The organism is Streptosporangium brasiliense, assembly GCF_030811595.1.
GTDB classification, from domain to species: domain Bacteria; phylum Actinomycetota; class Actinomycetes; order Streptosporangiales; family Streptosporangiaceae; genus Streptosporangium; species Streptosporangium brasiliense.
This window is the reverse complement of record NZ_JAUSRB010000002.1, coordinates 5,144,102-5,159,750: the sequence shown is the minus strand read 5'-3', so window position 1 is coordinate 5,159,750 and position 15,649 is coordinate 5,144,102. Positions and strand designations below refer to the sequence as shown.

The window sequence follows — 15,649 nt, the reverse complement described above, 5'->3', positions numbered from 1 at the left end:
TCAGGGTCTTGCGCCGACGCCACTGACTCTAGATGATGAAGGACGAAATAGTTAAGGCCAAAACATTTACTCGGGAGAGTACGGATGTCAGTGGTCATCGTGGGTGCCGGCATCGGCGGGCTGGCCACGGCCCTGAGCCTGCACGCGGCGGGTATGACCGAGGTGGTGATCGCCGAGGCCGCCGCGGAGCTGCGCCCGCTGGGCGTGGGCATCAACCTGCTCCCTCACGCGGTCCGCGAACTGGCCGAGCTGGGCCTGTCCGACCAGCTCGCCGGGATCGGCGTGGCCACCGGGGAGCTCGCCTACCACAACCGCTACGGTTCGCCGATCTGGTCCGAGCCCCGCGGCCTGCGCGCCGGATACCGCTGGCCGCAGTTCTCGGTGCACCGGGGCCGGCTGCAGATGCTGCTGCTGGCGGAGGTGCGCAGGCGGCTGGGCGAGGCCGCGGTGCGGCCGGGTCACACGCTCACCGGCTTCCACCAGGAGGGCGGCACGGTATCGGCCCGGTTCGCGACCGCCGGTGGGGAGACCGAGCTGACCGGTGAGGTGCTCATCGGCGCCGACGGGATCCATTCGGCGCTCCGAGCCCTGCTCTACCCCGACGAGGGGCCACCGCCGTGGAACGGCCTGGTCCTGTGGCGCGGGGTGTCCCGCGCGCGGCCGTTCCTCTCCGGCCGCTCCATGATCATGGCTGGGGACGGCACCGCGAAGTTCGTCGCCTACCCGATCCAGGAGGCGGCCCCGAGCCTGGTCAACTGGATCGCCGAGCGCCCCATGGACGAGGCCGTCGCGCGCGGCGACTGGAACCGGCCCGTGGAGCCCGCCGAGGTCCTGCGCCACTTCGGCGACTGGCGGTTCGACTGGCTGGACGTGCCGGGACTGATCTCGGCGGCCGAGGCCGTCTACGAGTACCCGATGGTCGACCGGGACCCGCTCCCGCGCTGGTCGCACGGCCGGGTGACCCTGCTCGGCGACGCCGCCCACGCGATGTACCCCATCGGCTCCAACGGCGCCTCCCAGGCGGTGCTCGACGCCCGCGTGCTCGCCTACGAACTCGCCGTCGGCCGGTCCCCCGAGCAGGCTCTGTGCGCCTACGAGGAGCGGCGGCGGCCCGTGACGACCGCTCTGTGCCTGGCCAACCGGAGCATGGGGCCGGAGGTGGTGATGAGAATCGCCCACGAGCGCGCCCCCGGCGGGTTCACCGACATCGAGGACGTGATCCCGGCGGCCGAACGCGAGGGCATCGCGGCCGCCTACAAGCGCACCGCCGGCTTCGATCCCCGGCTGCTCAACGAGCGCCCCTCCTACGGCGTGGCGCCGGCATGAGACCCGAGCTGACCCCGCTGGCCGCCTTCCGGGTGGAGCTCGACCCGGTCCTGGAACTCGGCGACTCCCCCTGGGGCCGTCGCCGGATCATCAACATCGCCGGCGGCTCCTTCGAGGGCCCGCGGCTGTCCGGTGAGATCCTGCCGGGCGGAGCCGACTGGCAGGTCGTGCACCCGGACGCGAGCGCGAGCATCGACACCCGTTACACGCTGCGCACACGTGACGGCGCCCTGATCTACCTGCAGACCACCGGCGTCCGGCACGGTCCGCCCGAGGTGATGGCGCGGCTCGCCGGGGGCGAGGAGGTGAACCCCGCCGAGTACTACTTCCGGCTGTTCTGCCGTTTCGAGACCGGAGCGCCCGCATATCGCTGGCTCAACCGCTCGCTGGCCGTCGCGTCCGGCACGCGCACCCCCGACGCCGTGCTCTACGACGCCTACGAGGTGAGATGAGGCACGGGGCCCGCGCCGGGCCTACGCGGTGGCCGGGAAGGCCGAGGACGCGCGGATCCGGAGTTCGGCCGAGAAGAGCCGGCCGGGCTCTCCCGCGCGGCCTTCGACGCTGTCCACGAGCAGTTCCACCGCGGCCTCGGCCGTCTCGCCGGGCAGGAAGCTGAGCGTGCTGATCGGCGGATCCGTGTGCAGGGCCGTCGGGTCCTCCGTGGTGCAGACGAGCAGCAGGTCGTCGGGGACGGACCGGCCGCACCTGCGGACCGCCTCCAGCAGGAGCGGCGGGTTGACCTCGACCAGGATGAAGAGCGCGTCCGGCGGGGCCGGACCGTCGAGCAGTTCCTCGACGGCCTCGAGCGTCGGCTGCAGGCCGGGGCCGGGGAGGCAGACGATGGAGGGTTCACGGCCCCGCTCGGCGCACCAGTCCCGGTAGGCGGCGGCCGATTCCTGGTGGAAGCAGGCCGTGGTCGCGCCCGCGACGACCGCGATCCGCTCGGCGCCGGCGGCCTCCAGGTGGTCCAGGACCCGGCGCACGGCGCCCCCGTGGTCGAAGTCGATCCACCGGCCGACCGTCCCCGCCCCGCCCGTCGCCTCCGCCAGGGCCCGCCGGTCGGAGACCACCGGGATGCCCGCCGCGAGGAAGTCCCCGACCATCGGGTCCCCCTCGACCGGGTCGACGACGAACACGCCGTCCAGCGGCATGTCCAGCCAGCAGTCGTCCGGCCCGGAGGTGGGCAGCAGGACGACCCCGTATCCGTGGGTCAGGGCCGCCCGGGTCGCGGCGGTGACGAGCTGCCCGAAGTAGGCCAGCTCGGCGTAGACCCACGGCGTCTCGACGTACTCCCGCGCCGCGAAGCCGATCAGCCGGGTGTGCCCGGCGCGCAGCAGCCGCGCCGTGGCGTTCGGGCGATAGCCGAGACGGCGCGCCACCTGCCGTACGTGCTCGCGGGTGGCCGCGGGCAGGCGTCCGGCTCCGTTCAGCGCGTCCGACACGGTCGTCTTGGAGACCCCCGCGGCACGGGCCACGTCCACCAGGCGGACCCGTACGGCGGAGCTGCGGTCTGACTGGCTCATGGGCGTGATCCTGCCACCCGGCCTGCGCCGTCCGCTACCCCTGCCACCGTTGCAGAATCGTTCCTTCCATCCCTTGTGCAGGAACGTTCCTTCACCAATACTCGCTGGCACCTCAGCCGCACGGCGCAAAACGTCGCGGCCCGTTCAGAAAGAGGTGGTCTGATGCGCACCTCCCGTTTCGCCGCCGTGACCGCGCTGCTCGCGCTCGCGACCGCCGCGTGCGGCGGCACTCCACGCGCCGGCCTCGGTGGAGACTCCGCCGCTTTCGAGATCACCAAGGACACCCCGCCGGCCAAGGGCCCGGTGGACTCGGTCACCTGGTCGCTCTACGCCGAGCCGCAGTCCCTGGACTACGCCTACGCCTTCGACTACCCGCCCAACACCGTGCTCGCCAACGTGTGCGAGCAGCTCATGCGGATCACGCCCGACCTGAAGCTGCAGCCGGGCCTGGCCAGTTCCGTGGCCTCCCCCGACCCCAGGCGCTGGGTCTACACGATCCGCCCGGGGGTGCGCTTCCACGACGGCTCCACGCTCACCGCCGAGGACGTCGTCGCCAGCCTGCGCCGCCACCTGAACCCCAAGATCGGCTCCTACTGGGTCTCGGCCTTCCGCAACGTCGAGTCGGTCGAGAAGACCGGCCCGATGGAGGTCACGGTCCGTCTGAAGCGACCCGACCAGCTCTTCAACGAGGAGATGGGCACCTCCGCCGGGACCGTCGAGAGCGCCGCGTTCCTGGCCAAGGCCGGGCAGGGCTACGGCACCCCGGACGTCGGCGTCAACTGCACCGGCCCGTTCACCCTCGACACGTGGCAGAAGGGCCAGTCGATCACTCTCAAGAAGTTCGACGGCTACTGGGACCCGACCCTCGCCCCCAAGGTGAGCACGGTCAAGAACGTGTTCATCCAGGACCCCTCCGCCCGCATCAACACGATGCTCGCCGGCGAGGTCGACGGCGGCTACCTGCTGCCGCCCAGCGGCCTCGCCAGACTGCGCGCCGCCACCAACGGAAAGCTCTACTTCGGGCCCAGCACCACGGCCGTGAGCCTGATCCCCACCGACCTCAAGGGCACGCTCGGTGACGTCCGCGTCCGCAGGGCGCTGTCCATGGCGCTCGACCGCACGGGCATCATCAAGGCCGCCGCGGGCGGGGTCGCCACACCGGCGAAGGCGCCCGCCGCGACCGGCGCCTGGGGAATCGCCGTGGAGGCCGCCGAGGGCTACTACGCCAAGCTCGGGGCCCTCACCCAGGATCTCGCCGGGGCGAAGAAGCTGATCCAGGAGGCCGGCGCCACCGGAAAGAAGATCGTGATGGCGACCAGCACGCTCTCCCCGGAGATCGGCGTCATCGCCAACGCGGCGCAGGCGGCGGGGCGCGCCATCGGCCTGGAGGTCGAGCTGAAGGCGGTCGCCCCGGACGCCTACACGGCGCTGTTCTCCGACCCGAAGGCCCGCGAGGGACTCGACCTGATGATGACGAGCTGGTACGACTCCACCCCCGACCCGCTGGAGTTCTACGGGAACCTGCAGACGGGCAACTTCGCCAACTACGGCGGCTACTCCAACCCGGACTACGACGCCCTGCTCGACCGGGCGAGCGGCCAGAGCGACCCCGCCGCCCGCGCCGCGACGGTCGCCGAGCTGCAGGAGATCGCGGTCCGTGACCTGGTCTGGATCCCGCTGTACGAGGTGCCGCACACCATGTTCCTCAACAACCGGCTCACGGGCGCACCGACCAGCATCGCCCAGCTCCAATATCCCTGGGCCGCCCCGCTGGGTTCGGCCGGCTGAGCCCGGTCATGGCGCACTTCCTCCTCCGCCGGATCGCCGGAATCGTCGCGATGCTGGTCGCCACCTCGTTCGCGGTCTTCGGCTCGGTCCACCTCGCCCCCGGGGACCCGGCGGCCTTCCTCCTGGGAGGCCGCTCGGCGTCACCGGCGGCGATCGCGGCCATCAAGGCGCAGTACCACCTGAACGACCCGTTCCTGGTCCAGTACGTCAAGTGGGTCGGCGGCGTGGTCACCGGCGACTTCGGCCGGTCCGTGCAGTTCCGGCAGGACGTGGCCGGCCTGATCGCCGCCCGGCTGCCGACGACGCTCTGGCTCGTCGGCTACGCCGGCCTGCTCATCCTGGTCGGCGGACTGGCGCTCGGGGCGCTGGCCGCGCTGCGGCCGGGCGTCGTCGACCGGCTGGTCCTCATCGGCACGGGCGTCGCCACGGCCACCCCGGCCTTCGTCGCCGCGATCGGGCTGATCTCGCTGTTCTCCCTCCAGTTGGGCTGGTTCCCGGCCTTCGGCAACGGCACCGGCTTCGGCGACCGGATCACCCACCTGACGCTCCCGGCGGCGGCGCTCGCCCTGACCTTCGTCGGCCTGCTGGCCCGGGTGACCCGAGCGGCGATGCTGGAGGAGTTGGCGCGTGAGCACGTCGAGGTGGCCCGCTCGCGCGGCATCGCCGGCACGGAGGTGCTGCGCCGGCACGTGCTCCGCAACGCCCTCGGCCCGATCACGACCGTGACCGGGACCGTCGTGGCGGGCCTGCTGGTCAGCACCTCGATCGTGGAGACCGCCTTCGGCCTCTCGGGGGTTGGCCAGCTGCTCGTCGGCTCCGTCACCGTCAAGGACTTCCCGGTCGTGCAGGCCGTCAGCCTGCTGGTGGTGCTGGCCTTCGTCTCCGCCAACCTCCTCGTCGACATGATCCATCCCCTCATCGATCCCCGGCTGTCCCACGCGAAGGGAGACGCGTCGTGACCGTCCTGTCCGTCCACCGGCGCAAGATCCTGGCGCCGCTGACCCGCCTCGCCGGAGGCGACAAGCTCGTCACGGCCGCCCTAGCCGTCCTGGCCGTGCTGATCGTCGCGGCGGTCTCCGCCCCGCTGATCGCACCGCACGATCCCGACGGCATCGATCTGTCCGCCACCCTGAGCGGCTCCGGCGCCGACCACCTGCTGGGCACCGACCAGTCGGGCCGCGACATCCTGTCCCGGCTGATCTACGGCGCCCGGACCGGCCTGCTCGGACCGCTGGCGGTGGTCAGCGTGTCCACGGTCCTCGGCATGCTGGTCGGGGTGGCCGCCGCCTGGCACGGCGGGGCCGTCGACTCCCTGCTGTCGCGCGCCATGGAATTCGTCTTCTCCTTCCCCGCCCTGCTGCTGGCCATCATGCTGGTGGCGATGTTCGGCGCCGGACCGACGGCCCCGATCGTCGCGATGAGCGTCGCCTACACCCCCTATGTAGGCCGGCTGGTACGCGCCGTGGCCCTCCAGGAGAAGGCCCGCCCCTACATCCAGGCGTACCGGGTGCAGGGCTGGTCCGGCTGGGTGATCTGCCTGAGGCATCTGATCCCCAACATCGCTCCCCTGGTCCTCGCCCAGTCCGCGATCAACTTCGGTTACGCGCTCATGGACCTCGCGGCCCTGTCCTTCCTCGGCTTCGGTGTCCAGCCGCCCACCGCCGACTGGGGCGTGATGATCAACGATGGGTCCGCCGCCCTGCTCCAGGGCGCGGCGCTCCCGGCTCTCGCCCCCGGCTTCACCATCGTGATCGCGGTGGTCGCCTTCGGTGTCGTCGGCGAGGCCGTCGCCGACCGCGTCGCCGGGCGGGAGCGATGATGGCCCCCCCGCTGCTGGAGATGGAGGACCTGAACGTGCGGCTCCCGGCCGGCAGGGCCGCGCGCCCCATCCTCGCCGGGGTGTCACTCCATGTGGCACGGGGCGAGACCGTCGGGCTGGTCGGCGAGTCCGGGTCAGGCAAGTCCGTCACCTGCCGGTCGGTGCTGGGACTGCTCCCCGAAGGGGCGGAGGCCACCGGAAGCCTGCGGGTGGAGGGCGACGACGTCCTGACGATGTCTCCTGCCCGGCTCCGCGAGCTGCGCCGCCGCGGAATCTCCATGGTCTTCCAGGACCCCCGGGCCTCGATCAACCCGCTGCGCAGGATCGGCGATTTCATCACCGAAGGGATGCGGGCCGGCGGCGTGTCACGGGAAGCCGCGCTCAGGCGGGCCGGGGAGTTGCTGGAGTCGGTCGGGATCCGTGACCCCCGCGCCGCGCTGCGCAGGTATCCGCACGAGTTCTCCGGCGGCATGCTGCAGCGTGTGATGATCGCCGGTGCGCTCGCCGGAGAACCCCGGCTGCTGCTGGCCGACGAACCCACCACCGCGCTGGACGTCACCACCCAGGCCGAGGTCGTCTCGATCCTCACCGGCCTGCGGACCGAGCGTGCCATGGGGATGCTCTTCGTCACCCACGACCTGGAGCTGGCCGCGGCGATCTGTGACCGCATCTACGTGATGTACGCGGGACGGATCGTGGAGGCCCAGTCCGCCGACGGGCTCTTCGCCCGGCCCCGCCACCCCTACACCGCCGCGCTGCTGGCCTCGACCCCGCGGCTGGACTCCGACCTGCCGCCGCGCGGCGTCCCGGGGCGCCCGGTATCGCTCGCCGAGGCTCCGGCCGGATGCGCCTTCGCGGCCCGCTGCGCCCACGCACGGCCCCGATGCGCCGAGCACGAGCCGGTCCAACGGGAGGTCGACGGTGCTCACGTCGCCTGCCTGCGCGTGGAGGAGCTGGTCGATGAGTGAGTACGCGCTGCGGGTCGAGGGCCTGCGCAAGTCGTTCGGCGACCACGTGGCCGTCGACGACGTCTCCTTCTCGCTCCGGCCGGGCGGTTCCCTGGCCGTCGTGGGCGAGTCGGGATCGGGAAAGACGACGACGGCGCGGATGCTCGTCGGCCTGGAACGGCCGGATGCCGGCCGGATCCACGTCGGCGGACGGGACCGCTCGGACGCCACCCGCGGCAGGGCGACCAGGCTGGCCCGGGCCCGCGAGATCCAGATGGTCTTCCAGGACCCCTACCTCTCGCTCGACCCCCGCATCACCGTCGCCCGGTGCGTCGAGGAACCGCTGGGCCTGCACTTCGCGCTGAGCCCGCAGCAGCGGCGCTCCCGCCGGGACGAACTGCTGGCGCGGGTGGGCCTCGGCGAGCGGGAGGCGGACGCGCTCCCCAGGCGGCTGTCCGGCGGCCAGCGCCAGCGGGTCGCGCTCGCCCGCGCGCTGGCGACCGAGCCGAAGGTGCTGATCCTGGACGAGGCGACCGCCGCCCTCGACGTGTCCATCCAGGCGCAGATCCTCGACCTGCTGGCGGAGATCCGCCGGGACACCGGCGTCGGATACCTGTTCGTCACCCACAACCTGGCGCTCGTCCGGCACGTCGCCGACGACATCCTCGTGCTCTACCGGGGGCGCGTGGTCGAATCCGGCCCGACCCGGCAGGTGCTGTCCGACCCCCAACACCCCTACACCCGCCTGCTGCTGCACTCGGTGCCACGACACGGCTGGGACCCCGCCCAGATCGCGGCCGACCGGCGTGCCCTCGCGGCCACCCTGAAGGAGTTCCCGTGACCGACCTCGCCTACCTTCCCGCGACCGAGGCCCTGCGGCTGTTCCGGTCCCGCGAACTGTCGCCCGTCGAGCTGATGACCGCCGTCATCGAACGGGCCGAAGCCGTCGAAGCGCAGGTCAACGCATTGACCGAACGTACTTTCGAGGATGCCCTCACCCAGGCGGCAGAGGCCGAGCGCGCCTACCGCGACGGCGGCTCACCACGGCCGCTGGAAGGGCTCCCGGTGGCCGCGAAGGACGAGCAGCCGATCGCCGGGCGGCTCGCCACGGACGGCTCGCTCGCCTACCCCGACCAGGTGGCCGAGGAGACCCACCCGGTCCTCGAACGGGTGCTGGCCGCCGGCGGGATCATCCACGCCCGCACCACGACGCCCGAGTTCTGCTGCGCGGCCTTCACCCACTCCCGGCTCTGGGGGCTCACCCGCAACCCGTGGAACCTGGACTACTCCCCCGGCGGCTCCTCGGGCGGCTCGGGCGCGGCGCTCGCCTCCGGTACGGCCACGCTCGCCACCGGCTCCGACATCGGCGGCTCCATCCGCCTGCCCGCCGCGGCCACCGGAACGGTCGGCTACAAACCGCCCTACGGCCGGGTGCCGGCGATGCCCCCGTTCAACCTGGACCACTACTGCCATGACGGGCCGATGGCCCGCACCGTCGCCGACTGCGCACTGCTGCAGAACGTCATCGTCGGCCCGCACCCCGGCGACGTGGTCTCTCTCCGCCCGGCGGTCCGCATCCCCGACCGGCTCGGAGACGTCGTCGGCCTCCGCGTCGCCTACGCCCCCAACCTGGGCGACTGGGAGATCGAGCCCGATGTCGCAGCCAACACCCGGGCCGTCGCCGACGCCCTGGCCGCCGCCGGGGCGATCGTCGAGGAGGTGGAGGTCGGCCTGTGCCGCGCCGACGTCATGCGCGCCGCCTTCATCCACTTCGGCACCATCTTCGGCCCCATGGTGGCCAACGCCGCGGCCGAGCACGGTGACAGGCTGACCCGCTACGCTCTCACCTTCGCCGCGGAGTCCCGGGCGGCTGCCGAGCGGGACGGTTTCCTGGCCGGCCTGGAGCTGGAGGCCACGATCTACGCGGTCATCGGCGCGCTGCTGGACCGCTACGACGTGCTGATCTGCCCGACCGCCGGGGCACCCGCCCTGCGCGCGGGCGAGGACTACGTCGATGCCAAGCTGGTCGTGAACGGCGTCGAGCTCGGCCACTACATGGAGTACTCGCTGACGACCGTCTTCAATGTCGCCAGCCGCTGTCCGGTTCTCAACGTCCCGTCCGGTCGGGCGTCCAACGGAGTCCCGACCGGGGTGCAGATCGTCGGCCGCAGCTACGACGACGCGACCGTCTTCCGGGTCGGCGCCGCCGTCGAACGCGTCCGGCCCTGGGCCCTTCGCCCCGAAACGCTCTGATCCCCCGGCCCGGCGATCCCCTGCCCCGGCCACGCGCTCCGCTCCCCCGGCGCTCCGGTCCCTGCGCTCCGATCCTCTGGCGCACCGGTTCCCTGATGTTCCAGTGCCTGCGCTCCGCTCCCCTGATGCTCCGCTCCCCCGCGCTCCGGTCCCCCGCCCCATGCCCCGGAGCGCGCCGTCCCCCCTGTTCTCCATGCCCCCGAAGCACTCCGATCCCCCTGGTCTCACGTCGAGGAGAGTCCATATGCCCGCCCCCGCCGACCTCGTCTTCCACAACGGTCCGGTGCACACGCTCGGTCCCGCCCGGACCGCCGCCACGGCGGTCGCCGTCCGCGACGGCCTGATCGTCGCCGTCGGCCGGGACGCGGACGTGCGACCGCTGATCGGCGCGGCCACCGAGGTCGTCGACCTGGCCGGCCGGGCCCTGCTGCCCGGCTTCCAGGACGCCCACGTGCATCCGGTCCTCGCCGGCGCCACCATGATCCAGTGCGACCTGCACGACGCCCGTGACGCCGACGAGGCCCTCGCGGCCGTCCGGACCTACGCCGCGGCCAATCCCGAGGCGGAATGGATCGCCGGAGGCGGCTGGTCCATGGAATGGTTCTCCGGCGGCACGCCCAGCCGGCACCTGCTGGACGCGGTGGTCCCCGACCGGCCCGTGCATCTGATCAACCAGGACGGCCACGGTGCCTGGGTCAACACCAGGGCCCTGGAACGGTGCGGGATCGACGCGGGCACCCCGGACCCGATCGACGGGCGCATCGAGCGGGAGGCCGACGGCACCCCGCAGGGCACGCTCCACGAAGGCGCGTCGGACCTGGTCGCCCGGCACGTCCCCGAGCCGACCGCCGACATGATGCTCCGCGCTCTGCGGGCCGGCCAGCGGCGAATGCACTCGGTCGGCGTGACGGCCTGGCAGGACGCGATGGTCAGCCCCGAGGTCCAGCGGGCCTATCTGACCGCGGCCGAGTCCGGGCTGCTCACCGCCCGGGTGGTCGGCGCGCTCTGGTGGGACCGCGAAAGAGGTGAGGAGCAGATCCCCGAACTGCTCGCGCGCCGAGGCGGCGCGGGACGGTTCCGCGCCACCAGCGTCAAGATCATGCAGGACGGCGTGGCGGAGAACTTCACCGCCGCGATGACCTCCCCCTACCTGGACGGCTGCGGATGCCGTACCGGCAACCAGGGGCTCAGCTTCCTCGACCCGGAGAGGCTGCGCGCGCACGTCACCCGCCTGGACGCCGAAGGCTTCCAGGTCCACGTGCACGCCGTCGGCGACCGGGCGGCCCGCGAGGCCCTCGACGCGTTCGCGGCCGCGCGCGCCGCCAACGGCGTGAACGACCACCGCCACCACATCGCCCACCTGCAGGTCGTGCACCCCGCCGACGTGCCGCGGTTCGCCGCCCTGGGGATCGCCGCCAACGTCCAGCCGCTGTGGGCGGCGCACGAGCCGCAGATGGACGAGCTGACCATCCCGTTCCTCGGCCCGGAACGCGCCGGCTGGCAGTATCCCTTCGGGGACCTGGCCCGGACCGGCGCCCGGCTCGCGGCGGGGAGCGACTGGCCGGTCAGCAGCCCCGACCCGTTCTGGGGCATCCACGTCGCGGTCAACCGCACGGCTCCGGGCGGGGACCGGGAGGCGTTCCTGCCGCGGCAGCGGCTCGACCTGACGGCGGCGCTGGCCGCCTACACGATCGGCACGGCATGGGTGAACCACCTCGACACGCGGACCGGCACGATCGAGGAGGGCAAGCTCGCCGACCTGGTGGTCACCGACCGCGACCCCTGCTCGATCCCGGCCGGTGAGCTCGCCGAGACGTCGGTGCTGGCCACCTACGTCGAGGGCAGCCGGGTGCACACCGATCCGGCCTTCTGAGCCACCGCCCGGCTCACCCGTCGCCGGACGGTCTGAGCGTGATACGGATCTTGGACTGCTTGGAGGGGAGCTTCTCCCAGTCGTCCATGAAGGTCGCCTGGAGGCCGTGCTCGCCGGCCAGCGCGACCAGTGTCGCCGTGCGGTAGTAGAAGTCCTCGCCCAGGACCTGGTGCTCCTCGCCCTCCGTGCGGTCGAAGGTGAAGTCGAACCAGCCGGCCGGCTTCATGATCCGGCCGACGTGCTGGAAGCACTCCTCGATCACGTGGCGCGGGGAGTGGGAGAAGACGCTGTGGGCGTGGACCACGTCGAAGGCCCTGTCGGGCAGGGCGGCCAGGCGCAGGTCGCCGACCGGCATGAGATGCGGGAGCTTGTCGCGCAGGCCATGGCCGACGATCGTGTCCTGGGCGGCGATCAGGATGTCGGGAGAGATGTCGACGCCGTAGTAGTTGCCGGTGTCCAGATAGTCGATGAACAGGCGTCCGGCCCGCAGGTTGCCGCAGCCGATCTCCAGCAGGCGGTGGTCGGGCCGCAGGCCGTGCCGTACGAGGTAGTCGAACTGCAGCCGGCCCATGGCCAGCCAGCGCTCGTGCGACCTGCTGCCCACGGCCGACTCCGAGCCGCGGGCGGTGTCGGATCTCATCACGGCCCGGTAGTAGCCGATGTGGTCGCGGGTGCGCAGGCGCAGCCAGGTGTTCCTGGTCAGCCTTCTCAGGTGCGGCGAGATCCGGCCGGGGTGGCCGAGGGCATATCTGATCTGGTGGACGATGCTGGCGCGGTTGTTGTTGTGCATGTCTCCCCCGGGGCCAGGGCTGCGCTCCTGGTGATCTTGTCGGCGATGCGATGATAGCCGAGAGTGACAGAATTGTTACTCAAAGGGATGTCGCCGGGAGTGGCGGCCTGCGCCGTCCGCCGCCCCCGCCGCCCGACAGGAACCGCTCGGCCAGCTCGCAGGTGCCCTCGGTGTAGCCGGCGCCGAGCTCGGCGGCGATGTCGACGCCGGTGTGCGTGCCGATCCAGGCGACCAGCAGCAGGCGGCGGAACATGATGAAGGTCCAGATCTCGGCCTCGTCCTCGGCCGGCAGGTCGAGGACCGTACGGTAGCCCCGCACCCAGGAGTCGACCATCTCGGGGACCTGGGGATGGTGCTCGATGAAGCTGAGCGCGGCGGCCAGGTCGTAGAGGTACCAGCCGAAGCCGCAGTCGTCGAAGTCGATGACGCTGGGCGGCCCGTCGCCCACCACCAGCAGGTTGGCCAGGCGCAGGTCGGCGTGGATGAGGCCGTAGCGGCCTGCGCCCCGGCCGAAGCGGCGGAGCCGGGCGCGCAGTTCCCCGTCGAGCCGCTCCAGCACGGCCCGCGCCTGCGGGTCCATCCCCACGCCGTCCTGCCAGCGGCCCCACCGCGACCGGGCGCCGAGAGCGGCGTCGTAGTCCCAGTGGAAGCGGGTGAACCCCGTGGGGCGCGGCCAGCTCCGCGCGTGCCGGTGCATCCGGGCGGTGATCGCGCCGAGCCGCTCGAAGCCGGGCACCAGCCGGTCCTGCGGCGGCTCGGTCCCGGGCAGGAACTCGAACATCACGCAGTCACGGGGCTGCGGGCCCGGGACGGTCAGCACCCGGGACCCGTCCGGCGCCGGCAGCACCCGGGGCGTCCGGATCCCGGCCTCCTCGCGGAGCGCCTCCAGCCAGGCGAGCTCGGACAGGATCGCCGGGGTGGCGTGGTAGCCGAGGCGGTGCACCCGCAGGATGGACCGGGCCCCGGTGGCCGGGTCGTCCACCCGGTAGGTGGCGTTCTCCGACACGTTGACCAGCGTGACCTCGGCGTCCGGCAGCCCGTGGATCCGCACCGCCGCGCGGGCGGCCTCGTGCACGCGGGCCAGCACGTCACCCCCGGCGGACAGATCATGGGCCTGCACGTCGCCCCCGGCGGACAGATCGTGGGCCTGCATGAATTCTCCGTTCGCGTGGGCGGAACCCCGGATCTCATATGAGATCTTGCACCACCGGTCGGCGGCGGATACAAACCGAATTGTCCACTGCTAAGGCCCCAAAGGCTTAAAGGAGCCCGGTTGAACCTCGAACTCGCGCTGCGCATGTGTGAGGCCTCGGTGAAACAGGCCGGGCGTGAAGGGGCCCTCGTCTCGGTGGCGGTGGTCGACGCGGGCGGCCACCTGGTCGCCTTCCAGCGGATGGACGGCGCGGAGATCGCCGGGCCGGCGCTGGCCCCCGGCAAGGCCTACACCGCGGTGGCCCACCGGATGCCCACCGCCGACCTCGCGCCCCTGGTCGCGCCGGGCGGAGACCTGTACGGCCTGGCCGGTGACCGGTACGTGTGCTTCGGCGGCGGCATCCCGCTCTGGGACCGAGGCGAGGGCCGCAGGGTGGTGGGCGCGGTCGGGGTCAGCGGTGGCACCGTGGCCCAGGACGTGGCCTGCGCCGAGGCGGCCGCCGCGCTCTGGGACGGGGCGTAGGCCACCGACCGCCGCCCGGGAAGGCCCGGCGGCGGGCCACCGGGCTTACGGAAGCAGACCGCCGGGCTTACGGAAGCAGACCTCCGCCGGGCTCCGGAAACAGACCTCCGCCGGGCTCCGGAAACAGACCGGCGCCGGGCTCGGGGGCGGCCGCCGCGGCCCCGCCCCACCGGACCGGTGATCGCCGTGTTACCTCCGTTGCCGGTGGGGCAGAGGCGTCCCTGCCCCAGGCGGTGATCGCCTGACCGGTCCCACTCCGTGGAGGATCCCGTGAACGTTCTCGTGCTGCTCGCCCTGGTCTGCTTCCTGGCCGCCGCGATCTGGGCCGCCATCGGCCGGTCCTGGCCGGTGGCGCTGCTCGCGGCCGGCGCGTTCCTGATCACGCTGTCCGGCACGTCGCTGATCGACGGCTAGATGACCCCCTTGTCCCGCAGGGCGGCGAGGTCCTCGGCGGTCAGGCCGAGGGCGCCGAGGACCTCGCCGGTGTCCGCGCCGTGCGGGCGGCCGGTCCAGCGGATCTCACCGGGGGTGCCGGTGAGCCGGAACATGACGTTCTGCATCCGCACCGGGCCGAGCTCGGGGTCCTCGACGGTCGTGATCGCGTCCAGGGCCGCGAGCTGCGGGTCGGCCATGATGTCGCGCACGTCGTAGATGGGGGCGACGGCGGCCTGGGCCTGCTCGAAGGCGGCCAGGACCTCCTCGCGGGTGTGCTCGGCCACCCAGGCCGCCACGGCGCCGTCCAGCTCGTCGGCGTGCGCGACCCGGCCCGATCCGCTGGCGAACCACGGCTCGCCGATCACCTCCGGGCGGCCGACCAGGCGCATCACCCGCTCGGCGATGTTCTGGGCCGAGGTGGAGACCGCGACCCAGGAGCCGTCCTTGCAGCGGTAGGTGTTGCGGGGGGCATTGTTGACCGAGCGGTTGCCGGTGCGCGGCGGGACGGTGCCGAGCTGGTCGTAGATGGTGGGCTGGGCGCCGAGCACGGTCAGGATCGGCTCGATGATGGACAGGTCGACCACCTGTCCCCGGCCCGAGCGCAGCGCGGTCATCACCGCGAAGGCGGTGGCGAGGGCGCAGATGCCGTCGGCCAGGCCGAACGGCGGCAGCGTCGGCGGGCCGTCCGGCTCGCCGGTCATCGCCGCGAAGCCGCTCATCGCCTCGGCGAGCGTGCCGAACCCGGGCCGCTTCGCGTAGGGGCCGAACTGCCCGAACCCGGTCACCCTGGCCAGCACCAGGTCGGGGTTTGCCGCGCTGAGCCGCTCGTAGGAGAGGTTCCACCGCTCCAGCGTCCCCGGACGGAAGTTCTCGATCACCACGTCGGCCTCGCGCACCAGCTCCACCAGCAGGTCCTGGCCCTCGGCCGTGGACAGGTCGAGCGTGATCGCGCGCTTGTTGCGGCCGAGCATCTTCCACCACAACCCCTCCGGGCCGTGGCCGCGCGAGGGGTCGGGTTTGGCGGGGTGCTCGACCTTGATCACCTCGGCTCCGTAGTCGCCGAGCAGCATCGCCGCCATGGGACCGGCGAACAGGGTCGCCAGGTCCAGCACGCGGACACCGTCCAGGGCCTTCATATCTCCTCCATGCGGCGCGAGCCGATCGTCGGCGACCGTTCGAGGTCGGGGTGGGTGCACAGGGGCTTCACAGTGTGTCCGGGG

15 protein-coding genes are annotated in these 15,649 nt (G+C 72.5%); 11 read left to right on the top strand and 4 right to left on the bottom strand.

Going from position 1 to position 15,649, the window contains the following annotated elements; all coding sequences use genetic code 11:
• The first annotated feature begins 84 nt into the window (after positions 1-84).
• Both J2S55_RS32145 and J2S55_RS32140 read left to right on the top strand, forming a co-directional pair.
• Positions 85-1,326 carry a flavin-dependent oxidoreductase gene (locus J2S55_RS32145; RefSeq protein ID WP_306868606.1) on the top strand — a complete coding sequence of 414 codons (1,242 nt, stop codon included), beginning with the start codon at positions 85-87 and terminating at the stop codon, positions 1,324-1,326.
• Positions 1,323-1,778 (top strand): DUF3237 domain-containing protein, encoded by a 456-nt coding sequence (locus J2S55_RS32140; RefSeq protein WP_306868603.1) that lies wholly within the window; start codon positions 1,323-1,325, stop codon positions 1,776-1,778. Before J2S55_RS32145 ends, J2S55_RS32140 begins: the two co-directional genes overlap by 4 nt.
• Positions 1,779-1,799: 21 nt before the next feature.
• Here the strand turns inward: J2S55_RS32140 and J2S55_RS32135 are convergent, their stop codons facing one another.
• The gene (locus tag J2S55_RS32135) at positions 1,800-2,849 is read right to left on the bottom strand and encodes a LacI family DNA-binding transcriptional regulator (RefSeq protein WP_306868600.1); all 1,050 of its coding nucleotides are present in this window, start codon (positions 2,847-2,849) and stop codon (positions 1,800-1,802) included.
• A 162-nt stretch (positions 2,850-3,011) separates the two neighbouring features.
• Here J2S55_RS32135 and J2S55_RS32130 point away from each other — a divergent pair, with 162 nt between their 5' ends.
• From J2S55_RS32130 to J2S55_RS32100, 7 genes are all read left to right on the top strand, one after another.
• Complete coding sequence (locus J2S55_RS32130) at positions 3,012-4,637, top strand: ABC transporter substrate-binding protein (RefSeq protein WP_306868598.1); 1,626 nt, start codon at positions 3,012-3,014, stop codon at positions 4,635-4,637.
• Between the two features lie 8 nt (positions 4,638-4,645).
• On the top strand, positions 4,646-5,596 hold the full coding sequence (locus tag J2S55_RS32125) for an ABC transporter permease (RefSeq protein WP_306868595.1): 951 nt from the start codon (positions 4,646-4,648) through the stop codon (positions 5,594-5,596).
• A complete protein-coding gene (locus tag J2S55_RS32120) occupies positions 5,593-6,456 on the top strand; it encodes an ABC transporter permease (protein ID WP_306868593.1) in 864 nt (287 codons plus the stop codon). The genes J2S55_RS32125 and J2S55_RS32120 overlap by 4 nt, the downstream gene beginning before the upstream one ends.
• Positions 6,453-7,424 carry an ABC transporter ATP-binding protein gene (locus J2S55_RS32115; protein WP_306868590.1) on the top strand — a complete coding sequence of 324 codons (972 nt, stop codon included), beginning with the start codon at positions 6,453-6,455 and terminating at the stop codon, positions 7,422-7,424. The genes J2S55_RS32120 and J2S55_RS32115 overlap by 4 nt, the downstream gene beginning before the upstream one ends.
• Entirely contained in the window at positions 7,417-8,244 is an 828-nt protein-coding gene (locus J2S55_RS32110) for an ABC transporter ATP-binding protein (RefSeq protein ID WP_306868589.1), read from the top strand. The genes J2S55_RS32115 and J2S55_RS32110 overlap by 8 nt, the downstream gene beginning before the upstream one ends.
• Positions 8,241-9,656 (top strand): amidase, encoded by a 1,416-nt coding sequence (locus tag J2S55_RS32105; protein WP_306868585.1) that lies wholly within the window; start codon positions 8,241-8,243, stop codon positions 9,654-9,656. Before J2S55_RS32110 ends, J2S55_RS32105 begins: the two co-directional genes overlap by 4 nt.
• Before the next feature lie 244 nt (positions 9,657-9,900).
• The gene (locus J2S55_RS32100; protein WP_306868583.1) at positions 9,901-11,529 is read left to right on the top strand and encodes an amidohydrolase; all 1,629 of its coding nucleotides are present in this window, start codon (positions 9,901-9,903) and stop codon (positions 11,527-11,529) included.
• A 13-nt stretch (positions 11,530-11,542) separates the two neighbouring features.
• On the opposite strand, the gene J2S55_RS32095 is transcribed toward J2S55_RS32100, so the two are convergent.
• Positions 11,543-12,319, bottom strand: coding sequence for a class I SAM-dependent methyltransferase (locus J2S55_RS32095; protein WP_306868581.1), 777 nt, complete (start codon positions 12,317-12,319; stop codon positions 11,543-11,545).
• Between the two features lie 79 nt (positions 12,320-12,398).
• Positions 12,399-13,472 (bottom strand): phosphotransferase enzyme family protein, encoded by a 1,074-nt coding sequence (locus tag J2S55_RS32090; RefSeq protein ID WP_306868578.1) that lies wholly within the window; start codon positions 13,470-13,472, stop codon positions 12,399-12,401.
• 120 nt (positions 13,473-13,592) lie between these two features.
• On the opposite strand from J2S55_RS32090, the gene J2S55_RS32085 reads away from it, so the two are divergent.
• Positions 13,593-13,994, top strand: a complete 402-nt coding sequence (locus J2S55_RS32085; protein WP_306868574.1) for a GlcG/HbpS family heme-binding protein — start codon at positions 13,593-13,595, stop codon at positions 13,992-13,994.
• 270 nt (positions 13,995-14,264) lie between these two features.
• A complete protein-coding gene (locus tag J2S55_RS32080; RefSeq protein ID WP_306868572.1) occupies positions 14,265-14,408 on the top strand; it encodes a hypothetical protein in 144 nt (47 codons plus the stop codon).
• Here the strand turns inward: J2S55_RS32080 and J2S55_RS32075 are convergent.
• A complete protein-coding gene (locus J2S55_RS32075; RefSeq protein ID WP_306868571.1) occupies positions 14,405-15,565 on the bottom strand; it encodes a CaiB/BaiF CoA transferase family protein in 1,161 nt (386 codons plus the stop codon). The two genes, J2S55_RS32080 and J2S55_RS32075, sit on opposite strands and share 4 nt — an antisense overlap.
• Positions 15,566-15,649: the final 84 nt, after the last annotated feature.

Bases quoted from the DNA above. Each gene is read 5' to 3' on its own strand.
- J2S55_RS32145 (WP_306868606.1), top strand. From the start codon at position 85: ATGTCAGTGGTCATCGTGGGTGCCGGCATCGGCGGGCTGGCCACGGCC.
- J2S55_RS32140 (WP_306868603.1), top strand. From the start codon at position 1,323: ATGAGACCCGAGCTGACCCCGCTGGCCGCCTTCCGGGTGGAGCTCGAC.
- J2S55_RS32135 (WP_306868600.1), bottom strand. From the start codon at position 2,849: ATGAGCCAGTCAGACCGCAGCTCCGCCGTACGGGTCCGCCTGGTGGAC.
- J2S55_RS32130 (WP_306868598.1), top strand. From the start codon at position 3,012: ATGCGCACCTCCCGTTTCGCCGCCGTGACCGCGCTGCTCGCGCTCGCG.
- J2S55_RS32125 (WP_306868595.1), top strand. From the start codon at position 4,646: ATGGCGCACTTCCTCCTCCGCCGGATCGCCGGAATCGTCGCGATGCTG.
- J2S55_RS32115 (WP_306868590.1), top strand. From the start codon at position 6,453: ATGATGGCCCCCCCGCTGCTGGAGATGGAGGACCTGAACGTGCGGCTC.
- J2S55_RS32110 (WP_306868589.1), top strand. From the start codon at position 7,417: ATGAGTGAGTACGCGCTGCGGGTCGAGGGCCTGCGCAAGTCGTTCGGC.
- J2S55_RS32100 (WP_306868583.1), top strand. From the start codon at position 9,901: ATGCCCGCCCCCGCCGACCTCGTCTTCCACAACGGTCCGGTGCACACG.
- J2S55_RS32095 (WP_306868581.1), bottom strand. From the start codon at position 12,319: ATGCACAACAACAACCGCGCCAGCATCGTCCACCAGATCAGATATGCC.
- J2S55_RS32090 (WP_306868578.1), bottom strand. From the start codon at position 13,472: ATGCAGGCCCACGATCTGTCCGCCGGGGGCGACGTGCAGGCCCATGAT.
- J2S55_RS32075 (WP_306868571.1), bottom strand. From the start codon at position 15,565: ATGAAGGCCCTGGACGGTGTCCGCGTGCTGGACCTGGCGACCCTGTTC.